General features: G+C 69.1%; 16 protein-coding genes. 8 read left to right on the plus strand and 8 right to left on the minus strand.

Annotation, left to right across the window (positions count from 1 at the left end):
* The first annotated feature begins 89 nt into the window (after positions 1–89).
* Positions 90–539 (plus strand): helix-turn-helix domain-containing protein, encoded by a 450-nt coding sequence (locus D7D52_RS26750; protein ID WP_120740687.1) that lies wholly within the window; start codon positions 90–92, stop codon positions 537–539.
* Positions 540–736: 197 nt separating this feature from the next.
* On the opposite strand, the gene D7D52_RS26755 is transcribed toward D7D52_RS26750, so the two are convergent.
* The gene (locus D7D52_RS26755; RefSeq protein ID WP_120740689.1) at positions 737–1,324 is read right to left on the minus strand and encodes a ClpP family protease; all 588 of its coding nucleotides are present in this window, start codon (positions 1,322–1,324) and stop codon (positions 737–739) included.
* Between the two features lie 36 nt (positions 1,325–1,360).
* A complete protein-coding gene (locus D7D52_RS26760) occupies positions 1,361–1,963 on the minus strand; it encodes a ClpP family protease (RefSeq protein ID WP_120740691.1) in 603 nt (200 codons plus the stop codon).
* Positions 1,964–2,151: 188 nt separating this feature from the next.
* On the opposite strand from D7D52_RS26760, the gene D7D52_RS39975 reads away from it, so the two are divergent.
* Entirely contained in the window at positions 2,152–2,283 is a 132-nt protein-coding gene (locus D7D52_RS39975) for a hypothetical protein (protein WP_281279130.1), read from the plus strand.
* 108 nt (positions 2,284–2,391) lie between these two features.
* On the opposite strand, the gene pepN is transcribed toward D7D52_RS39975, so the two are convergent.
* Complete coding sequence (pepN, locus tag D7D52_RS26765; RefSeq protein WP_120740693.1) at positions 2,392–4,983, minus strand: aminopeptidase N; 2,592 nt, start codon at positions 4,981–4,983, stop codon at positions 2,392–2,394.
* Between the two features lie 309 nt (positions 4,984–5,292).
* On the opposite strand from pepN, the gene D7D52_RS26770 reads away from it, so the two are divergent.
* Complete coding sequence (locus D7D52_RS26770; RefSeq protein WP_246023307.1) at positions 5,293–6,129, plus strand: phosphoribosylaminoimidazolesuccinocarboxamide synthase; 837 nt, start codon at positions 5,293–5,295, stop codon at positions 6,127–6,129.
* 15 nt (positions 6,130–6,144) lie between these two features.
* Here D7D52_RS26770 and D7D52_RS26775 read toward each other — a convergent pair whose 3' ends face one another.
* On the minus strand, positions 6,145–6,831 hold the full coding sequence (locus D7D52_RS26775) for an NAD(P)H oxidoreductase (protein WP_246023308.1): 687 nt from the start codon (positions 6,829–6,831) through the stop codon (positions 6,145–6,147).
* 120 nt (positions 6,832–6,951) lie between these two features.
* Here D7D52_RS26775 and D7D52_RS26780 point away from each other — a divergent pair, with 120 nt between their 5' ends.
* A complete protein-coding gene (locus D7D52_RS26780; RefSeq protein WP_222932680.1) occupies positions 6,952–7,902 on the plus strand; it encodes an AraC family transcriptional regulator in 951 nt (316 codons plus the stop codon).
* 10 nt (positions 7,903–7,912) lie between these two features.
* Here D7D52_RS26780 and D7D52_RS26785 read toward each other — a convergent pair whose 3' ends face one another.
* Genes D7D52_RS26785 through D7D52_RS26795 form a run of 3 tightly spaced genes read right to left on the minus strand, consistent with a single transcriptional unit; the run spans position 7,913 to position 10,891 of the window.
* Entirely contained in the window at positions 7,913–9,271 is a 1,359-nt protein-coding gene (locus D7D52_RS26785) for an RNA polymerase sigma factor (protein ID WP_120740701.1), read from the minus strand.
* Entirely contained in the window at positions 9,271–9,672 is a 402-nt protein-coding gene (locus D7D52_RS26790; protein WP_120740703.1) for a YciI family protein, read from the minus strand. Before D7D52_RS26790 ends, D7D52_RS26785 begins: the two co-directional genes overlap by 1 nt.
* A gap of 22 nt (positions 9,673–9,694) precedes the next feature.
* Positions 9,695–10,891: an NAD(P)/FAD-dependent oxidoreductase gene (locus D7D52_RS26795; RefSeq protein WP_120740705.1), complete on the minus strand. Its 1,197-nt coding sequence runs from the start codon at positions 10,889–10,891 to the stop codon at positions 9,695–9,697.
* 208 nt (positions 10,892–11,099) lie between these two features.
* On the opposite strand from D7D52_RS26795, the gene D7D52_RS26800 reads away from it, so the two are divergent.
* A complete protein-coding gene (locus tag D7D52_RS26800; RefSeq protein WP_120740708.1) occupies positions 11,100–11,747 on the plus strand; it encodes a mycothiol-dependent nitroreductase Rv2466c family protein in 648 nt (215 codons plus the stop codon).
* Between the two features lie 82 nt (positions 11,748–11,829).
* Here the strand turns inward: D7D52_RS26800 and D7D52_RS26805 are convergent, their stop codons facing one another.
* Positions 11,830–12,828: a M48 family metallopeptidase gene (locus tag D7D52_RS26805; protein WP_425464693.1), complete on the minus strand. Its 999-nt coding sequence runs from the start codon at positions 12,826–12,828 to the stop codon at positions 11,830–11,832.
* Between the two features lie 310 nt (positions 12,829–13,138).
* Here D7D52_RS26805 and D7D52_RS26810 point away from each other — a divergent pair, with 310 nt between their 5' ends.
* Genes D7D52_RS26810 through D7D52_RS26820 form a run of 3 tightly spaced genes read left to right on the plus strand, consistent with a single transcriptional unit; the run spans position 13,139 to position 15,044 of the window.
* Positions 13,139–13,609 (plus strand): ribose-5-phosphate isomerase, encoded by a 471-nt coding sequence (locus tag D7D52_RS26810; protein WP_120740710.1) that lies wholly within the window; start codon positions 13,139–13,141, stop codon positions 13,607–13,609.
* A gap of 3 nt (positions 13,610–13,612) precedes the next feature.
* Entirely contained in the window at positions 13,613–14,425 is an 813-nt protein-coding gene (locus D7D52_RS26815) for an Fpg/Nei family DNA glycosylase (protein ID WP_120740712.1), read from the plus strand.
* On the plus strand, positions 14,382–15,044 hold the full coding sequence (locus D7D52_RS26820) for a PASTA domain-containing protein (RefSeq protein ID WP_246023309.1): 663 nt from the start codon (positions 14,382–14,384) through the stop codon (positions 15,042–15,044). Before D7D52_RS26815 ends, D7D52_RS26820 begins: the two co-directional genes overlap by 44 nt.
* The last annotated feature ends 149 nt before the right edge of the window (positions 15,045–15,193 follow it).

Raw genomic sequence — 15,193 nt, forward strand, 5'->3', positions numbered from 1 at the left:
CAGTGCCCAAGAGTGCGCACGGATGGGGGCCAGTTCGCTCTGAGCAGATCGGGGCGCGGGATTCGGGTGGGGGAATTTAGGCTCGGGGTATGTCCGAGCATCCGCGTTTGCGCGCTATCCCCGGTGGACTCGAGGAGCCGGTGCGGCCGCAGGGGTCGCCGGTTCCGGCTGTGGAGGGACGGGGTGTGCCGCAGGCTGTGCCACGCACTTCCGAGCCGACGCGGCGGACTGTCGAGCGGGAGCCGTTGTGGCGGGAGGCGCTGGGGGCGCAGTTGCGGGCGTTGCGGCTCGAGCAGGGGGAGAAGCTTTCGGAAACCGCTGGGCGGGCGGGGATTTCGCCGCAGTACCTGTCGGAAGTCGAGCGCGGGCGCAAGGAGCCCTCCAGCGAGATGATCGCCGCCCTCGCGGGCGCGCTGGGCATCAGCCTGGGCGGTCTCACCCTCCAGGTCGCCGAAGGACTGCGCCGCCGCCAACTCGCCTCCTTCGCACGAACCTCCGCCCCCGCCCGCCACTCCGGCCACCTCTCCCTCGCTGCCTGATCCCCGCGAGCCCACGCCGGCGTCCCCCTTCTTGATCCTCGCGGGCTTGTGCTGGCGGACATTCCACTGATCCTTGCGGGCTTGGGCTGGCAGACAGCCACTCGCTGCTTGTGGGCCTGCGCTGGTGGACGTTCCGCGTGATTCTCGCGGGCCGTTACTGGCGGACACCGCGGAATCGGTGTCCGCCGGTCGCTGGGTCAGCGGGGGCCGAGGATTTGGTCGGCGAGGCCGTAGGCGAGGGCGGCTTCGGGGGTGAAGACGCGGTCGCGGTCGGTGTCGCGGCGGAGGGTTTCGACCGATTGGCCGGTGTGGGTGGCGAGGATGTTCTCGATCTGGGCGCGGATGCGGACGATCTCGTCGGCTTGCAGGATGAGGTCGGGGATGGTGCCCTGGCCGCGAATCGCGGGCTGGTGCAGCACGATTCGTGCGTGCGGGAGGACATTGCGGCGGCCTTTGGCACCGCCCGCCAGCAGCACTGCGCCCACGGCGATGGCCTGGCCGACGCAGGTGGTGACCACCGGCGACTGGATGTGCTGCATGGTGTCGTAGACGGCGAGCATGGCCGACAGGTCACCGCCCTCGCAGTTGATGTAGAGGTTGATGTCCTGCCCGGGGCTCTCCGCGTCGAGGTGCAGCAGCTGGGCGATGAGGGCGTTCGCGACCCCGGAGTCGATGGGGGTGCCGAGGTAGACGATGCGCTCGGTCAGCAGATGCGAGTAGACGTCCATGATGCGTTCGCCGCGGGGGTCGCGGGCGATCACGTTCGGAATGGTGTAGCTGGTCATGCCGTGCCTTCTGGAGACGATCTGTGGCCCAAGGGATTACGCCGAGATTCCCAATCGCGGGCGTTCGGGGATGACCTGGTGGAAGGACTCCACGATGTGGTCGATGAACCCGTACTCGCGGGCCTGCGTGGCGGTGAACCAGCGGTCGTGCAGCGAGTCCTCGAAAACCTGGTCGTAGGGCTGCCCGGTATCGGCGGCGATGAGCCCCAGCACGGTCTGCACGGTGTAGCGCAGATCGTCGGCCTGCACCTCCACCTCGACGGCGCTCCCGCCGATGCCCGCCGAGCCCTGATGCATGAGAATGCGGGCGTGCGGCAGCGCGAAACGGCGGCCGGGCGTTCCCGAGGAGAGCAGGAATTGTCCTGCGCTGCAAGCCAATCCGAGCGCAAGCGTGGAGACCTCGCACGGCACCAGCCGCATCACGTCCCGAATGGCGAGCATGGCCGGCACCGAACCGCCCGGCGAGTGGATCCACAGCGAGATCCCCGCCTCGGCGTCCTCGGCGGCCAGCGCCATCAGCTGGGTCATCAGCAGGGTGCCGTTGTCGTCGTCGAGCGCCCCGTCGAGCACCACCACGCGCCGGGCGTAGAGCTGTTCACGAGTGCGCCAGTTGAACATCGGAATCTTGTTGTCGCTCATGCTTTCACGGTGCCCCGCCGGACCCCGGAAAGTCCTGCCGCGCTGCTGTGAGCGGATCCGCTCACAGCAGCGTGCGGCGGCTGCGGGTGCGACCCGGAAGTTCGGGGCACCGATTCAGCGGTCTTCGATCCGGGGATCGCACCGCCTAATCTCCTGTGCGGTCGGGAATTTCGAGAGAGGGAATCGCAGTGAACTTCATCGCCACCTCCACCGGCAGCGATGTCGGCAGCCTGGCCGCCGCCCTGCTGAAGCTGCTGGGCATCACGTCCATGTGCACCATTTCGGCGAACTGGGCCGGCTGCAACGGCATGCCCTGGTAGCGAACTCGTCTCCGGGCGCGCCCCGGTGACAACGGCGACAGCCCTCCCGCTTTGCGTACGGGAGGGCTGTCGCCGTCGACGGTGCTGCCATGTCGCGGCAGCCGACCGCTAGGACCGGTCGAAGGCGCGGGCGCGCAGGGAGCGTTCGATGCCCGCCTTGCCCTCGACCACCAGGCGGCGCAGGGCGGGCGGGTGGTCGCCGGCGAGGAACTTGTCGGCGACCGCGATCGCCTCCTCGGTGACGGCCCAGTGCGGGTAGAGGCCGACCACGACGGTCTGGGCGACCTCGCTGGAGCGGCGCTCCCACACCGAGGCGATCTCGGCGAAATAGCGCTCCACATAGGGCGCCAGCAGCTGCGCCTGGCCGGCCGGGGCGAACCCGGTGACGATGGCGCGGGTGGTGATGTTGGCGACGGAGTCGTCGTTCATGACGGTGTCCCACGCCTGCTGCTTGACCGCCGCCTGCGGGCGGGCGGTGGACGCGGCGGCGGCCTGGCGGCGGCCTGCGGCGGTGTTGTCACGCGCCAATTCCGCGTCGATGAGCGGGGTTTCGATGCCGTCGGCGTCGAGGGCCCCGGCCGCGGCGAGGGCCTGGGTGAGCCGCCAGCGCAGGTCGGTGTCGACCGTCAGGCCCGAAAGGCCCACGCCCGCAACGTCACCGGCGAGCAGCTGCCGCAGCACCTGCACGTGCTGATCCGAGAGCACCGAGCCGGTGAGCGCGTTGACGAACGCCAGCTGATGGTCGGAGCCCGCACCGGCGGCGCGCGCCAGCTCCAGCAGACGGTCGGCGTAGGCCGGCCAGCCCTGCGCCGCGGCCCATTCCGGGTCGGCGTACGCGCCCAGGGCGGTATTGGCCTGCATGAGAAGTCGTTGCACGACACCGATCTCGGTTTCCGCGCCGACGCCGGACTGCACCAGCGCCACGAAGTCGCGGGCCTTCATCTCGGCCTGGCGGGTCATCTCCCAGGCCGCCGACCAGGCCAGGGTGCGCGGCAGCGGCTCGGCGATATCGGCGATGCGCGCCACCACGGTGTCGAGCGAGTCGGCGTCGAGACGAACCGAGCAGTAGGTGAGGTCGTCGTCGTTGATCAGCACCAGCTTGCCGCGGCCGACGCCGACCAGCTCCGGCACGTCGGTGCGCTCGGCCGGATCGATATCGAGCTCGACGCGCTTGGTGCGCACCAGCTTTCCGTCCTGATCGTCGTAGACGCCGATGGCCAGGCGGTGCACGCGGCGCTCACCGGCGCCCGGCGCCGCGCCCTCCTGGACGACGGCGAAGGAGGCGAAGTTGCCGTCCGCGTCCACGGTGAAGTCGGGCCGCAGGATGTTGAGGCCGGTGGTCTTGAGCCACTGCGCACCCCAATCCGACAGGTCACGGCCGGACGCCTTCTCCAGCGCGCCGACCAGATCGTCGAACGTGGCGTTGCCGTAGGCGTGTTCGGTGAAGTAGTCGCGCAGACCGGCCAGGAACGGCTCCTCACCCACGTAGGCGACGAGCTGCTTGAGTACGGAAGCGCCCTTGGCGTAGGTGATTCCGTCGAAGTTCACCTCGACGGCGGCCAGGTCCGGGATGTCCGCGGCGATCGGGTGAGTGGAGGGCAGCTGGTCCTGCCGGTACGCCCAGGACTTCTCGACATTCGCGAAAGTGGTCCAGGCGTTGGTGTATTCGGTCGCGCTCACCTGGCACAGCACCGAGGCGAAGGTGGCGAACGATTCGTTGAGCCACAGGTCGTCCCACCACTTCATGGTGACCAGGTCGCCGAACCACATGTGCGCCATCTCGTGCAGCACGGTCTCGCAGCGGCGCTCGTAGGAGGCGCGAGTCACCTTGGAGCGGAAGACGTAATCCTCGAGGAAGGTGACCGCGCCCGCGTTCTCCATGGCGCCCGCGTTGAATTCGGGCACGAACAGCTGGTCGTACTTGCCGAAGGCATAGGGCACACCGAAATTGGTGTGGTAGAAGCCGAAACCCTGTTTGGTCTCGGTGAAAAGTCGTTCGTGGTCCATGAATTCGGCCAGCGAGGCGCGGCAGTAGATGCCCAGCGGGATCTCGCCGTGCGAATCACGGTAGGTGTCTGTCCATTTCGCGTACGGACCGGCGATCAGCGCGACCAGGTAGGTGCTCATGCGCGGGGTGGTGGCGAAGGTGTGGCGGACCACGGCGCCGAGCTTGTGGGTGTCGATGACCGCGCCGTTGGAGATGACCTCCCAGTCCTCGGGCGCGGTGACGATGACGTCGTAGGTGGCCTTGAGGTCGGGCTGGTCGAAGCAGGCGAACATGCGCTTGCAGTCGGCGGTTTCGAACTGCGAGTACAGGTAGACCTTGTCGTCCGTCGGGTCGACGAAGCGGTGCAGGCCCTCACCGGTGTTGGAGTACTCGCCGTCGGCCTCGATCACCAGCTCGTTGGCGGCGGCCAGATTCGGCAGGGTCAGGCCCTGCTCCTCGTCGTAGCCGCTGACATCCAGTTCGACACCGTTGAGCACCGCCGAACGCACACCCGCGCCGACGAAGTCGATGAAGGTCTGCGCACCCGGGGTCGCGGTGAAGCGCACCGTGGACTTGGTGTGGAAGGTCTCACGGCGCGGCTCGTCGGCACCGGTGGGCTGTCCGGTCAGGTCCAATTCGACCCGGTAGTTCTCCACCTGGACCGTCGCGGCGCGTTCGATCGCCTGCTCGCGGGTGAGATTCGGTGCGGACAAGGGGGCTCCTTAGCTCTCGGAGAACTGCTGCCGTGCAGGTGCACCCGGCCCGCCGGGCGGCGCTGCCCAGGGCTCGGTGCGGGATTGCGGGGTGCCCACGCGAGACCTCGAGCGGACCGAACAATTCTCCACTCGCGACCCGGCGCGGACACGACGTTCCCCACAATGCCACGTCCGGTCGGCCCGCGGCGGGGCACCGCACGGACCGTCGCGCCAGGTCGCGGGGATCGGGCGGGTGACCGGGCGTCGAGGCGGGCAACGCGCGTCGGTAAGCTCTGCCGCAGCCGCAGCCCAGCACGAGGAGGACCGTTGAAGCACATCCACGCCGGTAAGGTGCGCGACCTGTACGAGGACGGCGACTCGCTGATCCTGGTCGCATCCGACCGGGTGTCGGTGTACGACGTGGTCCTGCCGACGCCGATCCCGGACAAGGGTGCTTTGCTGACCCAGCTGTCGAACTGGTGGTTCGGTTTCTTCGCCGATGTGCCCAACCACATCCTGTCCACCACCGACGTGCCCGCCGAATTCGCGGGCCGCGGCGTGCGGGTCAAGCCGCTGAAGATGGTCAAGGTCGAATGCATCGCGCGCGGCTACCTGACCGGCGGCGGACTGACCGAATACCAGCGCTCCGGCACCGTGTCGGGCATCGCGCTGCCGCCCGGTCTGCGCGACGGCGACAAGCTGCCCGAACCGATCTTCACCCCGACCACCAAGGCCGACGAGGGCCACGACGAGCCGATCAGCTTCGACGACGTGGTGAACCAGGAGGGTAGGGAGGTCGCGGAGAAGCTGCGCGACCTGACCCTCGAGATCTACTCGCGCGGCGCGGACCACGCGGCCGCGCACGGCGTGATCATCGCCGACACGAAGATCGAACTCGGTTGGGACGGTGACGTTCTCACCGTCGGCGACGAGGTGCTGACCTCCGACTCCTCGCGCTTCTGGCCCGCCGACGACTACGAGCCCGGCCGCCCCCAGAAGTCGTTCGACAAGCAGTTCGTGCGCGACTGGTCCACCTCGACCGGATGGAACAAGGAGTACCCGGGGCCCGAGATTCCGGCCGAGGTTATCGAAGTGACCCGGCAGAAGTACGTCGCCGCTTACGAGATGATCACCGGCAACGCCTGGAACGGCGTCCAGGGCTGAACTGGCTCGGCACGCTCAGGCTGAAACAGGCTCGGCGGCAAGGAAATCCGTGACGAAGCCGTCGGCTCGGCGTTCCAGGTCGGCGTACTGGGCCGCGCGCTCCGCCCCGACGGTCGCCGCCTCGATGCGCAGTGTGCCGTCGGCGTCGAGGCGCTGGCGGCGCTCCTCCGCGTCGGGTAGCAGGCCGACCGCCGAGTGCGAGAAGCCGCAGTAGTAGGCGATTCCCATGTTCAGCTGGCCCTCGAGGGTTTGCTGCATGAACGGGATGAGCGGGTCGTCGGCGGCGGCGCCGGCCAGGCCCAGCCACAGCATGCGCTTGCCCGCCAGCCGAGGTGTGCTGCGGCCGTAGGCGAAACCGTAGTTCCAGACCCGGTCGATCCAGCCCTTGAGTAGAGCCGGGGTGCTCGCCCAGTAGACCGGGAAGACCACGACCACGAGGTCCGCGGCCAGGATTCGATCCATGTGCTCGTGGACCTCGGGGGAGTAGGTCTTCTCCCGATGTCCCCAATCGGGTTGATCGGCCACGGTCATCCGCGGGTCGAAGCCCTCGGCGTGCAGGTCGAGCAGGTCGATGCGATATCCGGCGTGTTCGAGCCGGGCGGCGGCCCGGCGGGCGAGGTGCGCGGTCAGCGAGTCGGACCGGTGGTGTGCGATCACGACCAGTGCCGTTCGGGTCTGCTGATCGATATCGTTGTGCGACAAGGGATTACCTCCCGGGGTCGGGTGATCTGTCGGTTCGGTGTCTTCAGTACACCTGCCGCGCCGTGGACGATCCATGGGTGAAAAGCTTCACTGGATAGGAATTCGTCTACGCTGGAGCGGGTGGATCCCCTGAGCAGACTCCTGAGCGGTATTCGCGCCGAAGGCTCGATTCTGACCCACGCGGTCATGCCCGCGCCCTGGACCATTCGCTTCGCCGACCGCGCCCCGCTCACCATGATCACCGTGTTGCGCGGCGGCGGCACCCTGCTGCTGCCCGGCGGCGAGCGGCGAACGATCGGGGTCGGCGATACCGCGCTGGTGCGTGGGCCGTCGGAATTTCGCTTGGTTTCAAGCGATTCCGCGAATCCGACCTCGAAAGATGGCGAACCTGCCGATGCCACCGAATACGAGATAGCCTGCTTCACAGCCGGTTCCGACTGCGGGGACACGGAACTGACTGGCATCAGCTGGGGCGACGAGGCGGACGCCACCGCCCTGGTGGTCGGTGCGTACCGGACCTCCACCCGCCGCCACGACCGCCTGCTGTGCGCCCTTCCCGCCGTACTGGTCGTCTACGACGACATGGACTCCTGCGCCTGGTTCGAGCAGGCCGCCGCCGCGGCCGTCGATCAGAGCGCGGGATCGCAGGCCATGATGGACCGGCTCCTGGATTGGACCCTGGTCTGCACCATGCGCAGCTGGTTCGAGCAGGCCGGCCCCGCCGCCCCGACCTGGTTCCGCGGCCTGGCCGACCCGATCGTGGCCCCGGCCCTGCACGCCATGCACACCGCCCCCGGCAACGCGTGGACGGTCGCCTCCCTGGCGGCCGAAGCCCGGGTCTCGCGAGCGCTTTTCGCCAAACGCTTCACCGCGGTCATGGGGCAGCCGCCGTTGTCCTACCTCACCGAGACCCGCATGGACGAGGCCGAGGAACTGCTCACCGACACCGATCTCACCATCGCCCAGATCGCCGGATCCGTCGGCTACGCGGACCCTTTCGGCTTCTCGGCCGCCTTCAAACGCCATCGCGGCATCAGCCCGACGGCCTTCCGCGCCTCCGTCGCCGCCTGATTCGCGACGGTCAGGCGCGGCGGAGCCGGGCGGCGCGAATGGTGAGGTAGTCGCGCTCCGGCAGGCTGGTGGTGGCGCGTGCGGCCGCGGTGTACGCCGCGACGGCTTCCTCCGTGTCGCCTGCCATTTCGTGCAGATGGCCGCGCACCGCGTCGAGCCGGTGACTGCCGGCCAGCGACTCCGACAGCGTGTCGGCGAGGTCCAGGCCGGCATGCGGGCCGTGGACCATGGCGAGGGCGACCGCGCGATTGAGGGTGACCATCGGATTGGGAGCCTGGCGTTCGAGGGCGTTGTACAGCAACAGGATTCGAGGCCAGTCGGTGTTCTCGGGCCGTAGCGCCTGGGCGTGCAGGGCGGCGATGGCGGCCTGGATCTGATAGGGCCCGATGAGTCCGCTGCGCACGGACGCGGTGGCCAGCCGGACACCCTCGATGATCATTTCCCGGTCCCACAGGGCGCGATCCTGTTCCGCGAGCGGGATCAGCTCGCCGTGCTCCCCGGTGCGGGCGGCGCGGCGTGCGTCGGTGAGCAGCAGCAGCGCCAGCAGGCCGGTGACCTCGGGATTGTCCGGCAGCGCGCGAAACAGCGCCCGCGCCAGGCGAATCGCCTCACCCGACAGGTCTCCGCGATGCAGTCGCTCGCCGCCGCTGGTGTGGCCTTCGGTGTAGATCAGGTAGAGCACCCGCAGCACATTGTCGAGCCGCTCGTGCCATTCGCCCCGCTGCCCGTTCGCGGCCACCGGCATCGCGAACGGCCGTGCCTCGGCCGCCAGCCGCTTCTTGGCCCGCGCGATCCGTTGCGCCATGGTGCGTTCCGGCAACAGGAACGCTCGCGCGATCTCCTCGGTGGTGAGGCCGCCGACCGCCCGCAGGGTCAGCGCGATCGCGCTCGCCGGCGTCAGCGCTGGGTGGCAACACAGGAAGAACAGGGTCAGTGTGTCGTCGCGGTCGTCCTCGTCGGTCGAATCGTCATGACCGGAAGAGATTCCAACGGCCTCCGAATGTACGCCCCCGGGCGGGGACGCGAGGTCGGAGAGTCCGGCCTCCGTGAGTGCCGCGACCACGGTGTCGGCCGGGTCGGAAGCGGTGGGGCTCAGCCCTTGCGGATCGCGAATCGCGTTGGCAGTCTCGCGATTTCGGCGGGACACCTCGGAGCGGATGGCGTCGATCATCCGCCGGTGCGCGACCGAGATGAGCCAGGCGCGCGGATTGCCGGGCACAACCTCGGCCGGCCACTGGGTGGCGGCGGCCAGCAGAGCCTCCTGGAGGGCGTCCTCGGCGGCGTCGAAATCGCCGGTGCGGCGCACCAGCGCACCGAGGACCTGCGGTGCGAGTTCACGCAACAGGTCCTCGAGCATGACGTCGGGCATCAGAGATCGACGGCGGGCGCGTCCATGATGGCGCGGACCTCGATGTACTCGCCGATCGGCCGGCCGCCGGGGCCGGGCGAGGCCGACGCCTGGGCGGCGATCTCGATGGCCCGCTCGGCCGAGTCGACGTCGACGATCCAGTATCCGGCCAGGAATTCCTTGGTCTCCGGGAACGGCCCGTCGGTGACGACCGGGGCGGAACGCCCGTCGGACATGACGATGCGGGCCTGCCCCGGATCGGCGAGTCCCTGCGCGTCGACGAGCTCGCCGGATTTGGCCAGTTGCTCGCCGAGGGCGTGCTGGAAGTCGATGTTCGCCTGGATCTCCTCGGGCGTCCAGTCGCCGATGAAGGTGTCGCAGTGGGCGGCGGGCCCGCAGGTCTTGATCAGCATGTATTTCACGGGTGGCTCCTTGGTCCGGCGGTCACAGGTCGTCCGGTCGCACGGGCTCGCCGCTCAGAATCAGCTGCTTGATCTTGTCCGTCACATCCCACACGTTCACGTTCATGCCGGCCAGCACACGATCGCCGGGGTCGAGCCAGTACGCCACGAACTCGCGGGCGCCGACATCGCCGCGCACCACCACGCGCGCCTGCTGGGTGGGCCCGACATAGCCGGTGTACTCCATGCCGAGGTCGTACTGGTCGGTGAAGAAGTAGGGCAGACGGTCGTAGACGGCCGGCTGGCCCAGCATCGTCAATGCCGCCACCGCGGGCTGGTTGAGCGCGTTGGCCCAGTGCTCCACGCGGATTCGCTGCTCCAGCACCGGGTGCTGATGGTCGGCGATATCGCCGACCGCGACGATGTCCGGGTCGCTGGTGGCCAGGCTCTCGTCCACCAGCACGCCGCCGCCCACGGCCAGCCCGGCATCGGCGGCCAGTTCGATATTCGGGCGCGCGCCGATCGCCACCAGCACCGCGTCGGCCTCGACGTGGGTGCCGTCGTCGAGACGGACACCGGTGGCGCGGCCGTCGGCGGTGGTGATCTCGCCGACCTTCACCCCGAGCCGCAGATCGACGCCGTGATCGCGATGCAGCTGCGCGAAGACCGCGCCCATCTCCGGGCCGAGGGCGGCGCGCAACGGCACCGACTCCGCTTCCAGCACAGTCACTTCCACGCCCGCGGTGCGGGCGGCCGCCGTCACCTCCAGCCCGATCCAGCCCGCGCCGATCACGGCCAGCCGCCGCGCGGCGCCGAACAGTTCCAGCAGGGTGTCGGAGTCCTCGATGGTGCGCAGCACGTGCACGCCGGCGGCGTCGGCGCCGGGCAGCCGCAGCAGGCGCGGCCGCGAGCCGGTGGCCAGGGCCAGCTTGTCGTAGGGCAGGGTCGTACCGTCCGGCAGCGCAACGGTTTTGGTGCTGCGATCCACGGCGGTGACGGTGGTGCCGGGCAGTACCTCCACGTGGTGGTCGCGATACCACTGCGCGGGATAGGTCGTGAAATCGGCGAGCGCCTTCTTGCCGAGCAGATGCTCCTTCGACAGCGGCGGCCGCTCGTAGGGCAGGTGCTCCTCGGCCCCGATCAGGGTCACCGAGCCGTCGAAGTCGTTGGCGTGCAAGGCTTCTGCGAGCTTGGCGGCGGCGAGACCGCCGCCGGCGATGACGAACCTGGACGTGGTCATGCCGAACCTCCCTGCGTGCGCGGTCGGGGCGGGCCGTCCCGGACGCCGACCGTCCGACGAGGCCGATATTCCGACACTAGTCGCGGCCGCCGGGGCCGGCGCGGAAATATCGGCAACAATCCGGGTTGTTGCGCATGGAGTACGGCTTCGCTGTGCTCGCGCCGAGCGCTGCCCTCCCGGCCGTCGAAGACTGTGAAAGGACTCACCTGTGAGCGACACCAAGAAGGACCGGGTCGATTTCTGGTTCGATCCGCTGTGCCCGTGGTGCTGGATCACCTCCCGCTGGATCCTGGAGGTCGAGCAGGTCCGCGATATCGAGACGCACTTCCACGTGATGAGCCTGTCGGTCCTCAACGAGGGCCGCGAGGGGCTGCCGCCGCAGTACGTCGAGCTGCTCGCCACCGGCTGGGCTCCGGTGCGCGTCGCCATCGCCGCCGCGCAGGAGCACGGCGACAAGGTGCTCGCCCCGCTCTACACCGCCATGGGCACCCGCCTGCACAACCGCCGCGCCGAGTACGAGCGGGAGGACGGCTCGCGCGCCGAACTGCTGGCCCAGGTCATCGCCGAATCGCTGGCCGAGGTGGGGCTGCCCGAGTCGCTGGCCGCGGCCGCCGACAGCACCGAGTTCGACGAGGCGCTGCGGGCCTCGCATCACGCCGGCATGGACAAGGTCGGCCCGGATGTCGGCACGCCGACCATTCACATCAATGGGGTCGCGTTCTTCGGGCCGGTGCTCTCGCGCATTCCGCGCGGTGAGGACGCGGGCAAGGTGTGGGACGGGGCGGTCGCGCTGGCGTCCTACCCGCACTTCTTCGAGCTCAAGCGGACTCGCACCGAGGATCCTGTATTCGACTGAGGGGCACGGGATTTCGGCGTGACCGGATAGACGAATCGGGCGGGTCCGTGGTGCGGACCCGCCCGATTACGTTGTCACGGCCTCAGTTCGGGCCGCGGTACTCGTAGTAGGTGGTCGTGTCGCCGGACTCCGGCGGGGCGCCGTAACCCTGCGGCGGACCGTAACCCGGCGTCGTGCCGTAACCCGGGGTCGTCCCGTAACCCGTTTGACCGAACCCTTGCGGTGTCCCATACCCGGCCGGCGGCTGATAGCCGCCGAAGGGCGGGGCCACCATCGGCCGCGGCGGAGCCGAGGGCCGCCAGAACAACTTGCCGTGCCGGCTGCGATCACGCAGCGCCCACATGCGCCAGGTCAGCACCGGATGGCTGGCCATGGCGTTCACGATCCAGACGAAGAAGCCCTTCTCCTGGTCGGCCCGGTCGGCCATCTCGTCGAAGCCGACCAGCGCGTTGAGGTACTTGCCGCCCGCGAGGGTCTGCATGGCCGCGGGCGCACCGTGCGGCCGGTTGCAGAAGCCGTGATTGTCGGCGGTGTACTCCTGGGCGCGGATCAGCGAGCTGCCCAGGATCGGCACGTACGAGCCCGCGAACATGCCCAGCTGCCGCCAATACGAGACGTGCCCGGCCGCGATATGACCCACCTCGTGGCCGATGATGAACGCCAGCGCGTCGGGATCGCGTGCGGCGCCGCCGATTTCGAACAGATCGCTGTAGACGACCACGAACCGGCGGAAACCGTGGCCCGAGGCGAAGGCGTTGATCTGGCCGTTGCCCAGCACCACGTAGGCGTCCGGAACCTTCGCCATGCCGAAGCGGGCGGCGGCCTCCTGAACCATCCGGTAGCCCTCGGGAAACTGAGTCGGCGACATCTTGACGCCGTTGACGCGCTGGCCCGCGTAGTTCATACCGCGGATCAGGTAGACGATCAGCGGCGCGAAGACCAGCACCAGGGTCAGCTGTCCGGCATTGCCGGTGAACAACAGCAGCAGCGCGACCAGATACGCGAGCACCGTGACGATCACCACGATCACCAGCAGCGGGATCTCCCAGCTGTGCCGCGCCGGCATCCCGAACGGGGACAGCCCGCGCGACTGCTGCACCACCGGCGGCGGTGGCGGCGAATACGGTTGCTGCGCAGCCCATCCCGGCGGGCCCAGGCGGTGATCCCAACCGGTGGCGCCGTTGACCGTGGCGGCGACGGGATGCGCACCGGTCGATGGCTGCTGCGGTAGGCCGCCGGATGTTTGCCCCCCGTAGGCGTTCGGCGGAATCGAACTGTCGTCGGACGTCATGCCTGGATAGTACGTTTCGCGAGTGTCGGGGGTTCGGCGTCGCGCGGCGGGTCCGGACCCCTGGGTGTCGGCGCGCGGGCGGGCTGACACAATCGCAGCCATGCGCGTTTATCTGGGTGCCGACCATGCCGGCTTCGAACTGAAGAACCACGTCAAGGCCCACCTGGAGGGGCAGGGCCACGAGGTCGTCGACTGCGGCGCGCTGGAATACGACGCCCTCGACGACTACCCGGCCTTCTGCATCGAGGCCGCCCGTCGCGTGGTCGCCGACCCGGGTTCGCTGGGCTTCGTGTTCGGCGGCTCCGGCAACGGCGAGCAGATCGCCGCCAACAAGGTGCCCGGCGCGCGCTGCGCCCTCGGCTGGAGCGTGGAGACCGCCCAGCTGGCCCGCCAGCACAACAACGCGCAACTGCTCGGCATCGGCGGCCGCATGCACTCCACCGAGGAAGCCCTCGCCATCGTCGACGCTTTCGTCACCACTCCCTGGTCGAACGAGGAACGCCACCAGCGCCGCATCGACATCCTCGCCGACTACGAAAAGACCGGCGTCCCTCCCGCCCTCCCCAACTGACCTGTGCCCGAAGGCCACACCCTGCACCGCCTGGCGAAGCTGCACCACCAACGCTTCGCCGGCGGCCCGGTCCGAGTCTCCAGCCCCCAGGGCCGCTTCGCCGACGGCGCGGCACTGATCGACGGCCGCACCCTGACCCGCGCCGAAGCCTGGGGCAAACACCTGCTCCACCACTACGATTCGGGCGTCACCCTGCACGTCCACCTGGGCCTGTACGGCAAGTTCACCGAATCCGCGGTCCCCATGCCCGATCCCGTGGGCGAGGTGCGCATGCGCCTGATCGGCGCCGGCCGCAAGGGCGAACCGTACGGCACCGACCTGCGCGGCCCCACCGCCTGCGAAATCCTGCTCGCCCCCGAAGTCGACGCCCTCACCTCCCGCCTGGGCCCCGACCCGCTGCGCCGCGACGCCGACCCCGACCGCGCCTGGTCCCGCATCTCCCGCTCCCAGCGCCCCCTAGGCGCCCTGCTCATGGACCAGAAGGTCCTCGCCGGAGTAGGCAACGTCTACCGCGCCGAAGTCCTCTTCCGCCACAACATCTCGCCCTACCGCCCCGGAAAGTCCCTGACCCGCCCCGAATGGGACGCGATGTGGCTGGACCTGGTCGCCCTGATGAAGACAGGCGTCCGCCGCGGCCTCATGCACGTAGTCCGCCCCGAACACGACCACGGCGCACCCTCCTACGCCCCCGACCGCCCCCGCACCTACGTCTACCGCCGAGCCGGCGACCCCTGCCGCCTCTGCGGCACCACAGTCGCCCACGCGGTGATGGATGCCCGAAACCTCTTCTGGTGCCCCACCTGTCAGCCTGGCTGACGTCTGGATCGACGCGGATTCGGTAACCGATTCGGTTGCCGATTCGATCGGGGTGGTTGCCGCCCATACTGGGGCGGCCGCGCTGATGGCGCAGTCGGACAACTTTGGAGCTGGGGGTTTCGTGTACGACCGATTCACGGTGGCGTCGAGTGCGCGCCGGTTTGCCGTGCTGGCCGGACTCCCCTTGGTGCTGGCGGGATGTGGCGCTCAGAAGGACGCGGCGCATCCGGTGACGACGACGGTAAAGATCACTCCGCCCTCCATCACCGCTACCACGACGCCGGTTTCCACGCCGACGATCACCACCGCGCCCGAACTCACCACGCCTCCGCCGACGATCCTCACGCCGCAGGCGGGAACCACGACGACTCCCGCCGCATCGGGGGCGACGGCCGTCATGCCGAACGTCGTGTGCATGAATCTGCAGGACGCACAGAACAAGATCCACCAAGCGGGCGTGTTCTACTCACGCTCCAAGGACGCGACAGGCAAAGGCCGCCACCAGGTTCTGGATCGCAATTGGATCGTCATCGCCCAGAACTTGGCTCCCGGAACGCCTTTCGGCGAAGGCGACGCCATCTTGTCGGTCGTGAAGTACGGCGAGCCCAACAACTGCTGACGAGCGGCTCGTGCAGGATGGCGGTCCAGGGGCTCCGGCGCTGGGTCGGCAGCGTGCCGGGGTTTGTGACACGCCGTTGGAATTCGCTGGCCGAGTAGTCTGGGGCGGATCTGCGGCGGTGCGACCGGGGCGGTTGGCGAGATGGCGGA

Origin of the sequence: Nocardia yunnanensis, assembly GCF_003626895.1 — a bacterium.
Classification (GTDB): domain Bacteria; phylum Actinomycetota; class Actinomycetes; order Mycobacteriales; family Mycobacteriaceae; genus Nocardia; species Nocardia yunnanensis.

Excerpts from the sequence above, each read along its gene's own strand:
- D7D52_RS26750 (WP_120740687.1), top strand. The coding sequence starts at position 90 with ATGTCCGAGCATCCGCGTTTGCGCGCTATCCCCGGTGGACTCGAGGAG.
- D7D52_RS26755 (WP_120740689.1), bottom strand. The coding sequence starts at position 1,324 with ATGACCAGCTACACCATTCCGAACGTGATCGCCCGCGACCCCCGCGGC.
- D7D52_RS26760 (WP_120740691.1), bottom strand. The coding sequence starts at position 1,963 with ATGAGCGACAACAAGATTCCGATGTTCAACTGGCGCACTCGTGAACAG.
- D7D52_RS26785 (WP_120740701.1), bottom strand. The coding sequence starts at position 9,271 with ATGCCCGACGTCATGCTCGAGGACCTGTTGCGTGAACTCGCACCGCAG.
- D7D52_RS26795 (WP_120740705.1), bottom strand. The coding sequence starts at position 10,891 with ATGACCACGTCCAGGTTCGTCATCGCCGGCGGCGGTCTCGCCGCCGCC.
- D7D52_RS26810 (WP_120740710.1), top strand. The coding sequence starts at position 13,139 with ATGCGCGTTTATCTGGGTGCCGACCATGCCGGCTTCGAACTGAAGAAC.
- D7D52_RS26820 (WP_246023309.1), top strand. The coding sequence starts at position 14,382 with ATGCCCGAAACCTCTTCTGGTGCCCCACCTGTCAGCCTGGCTGACGTC.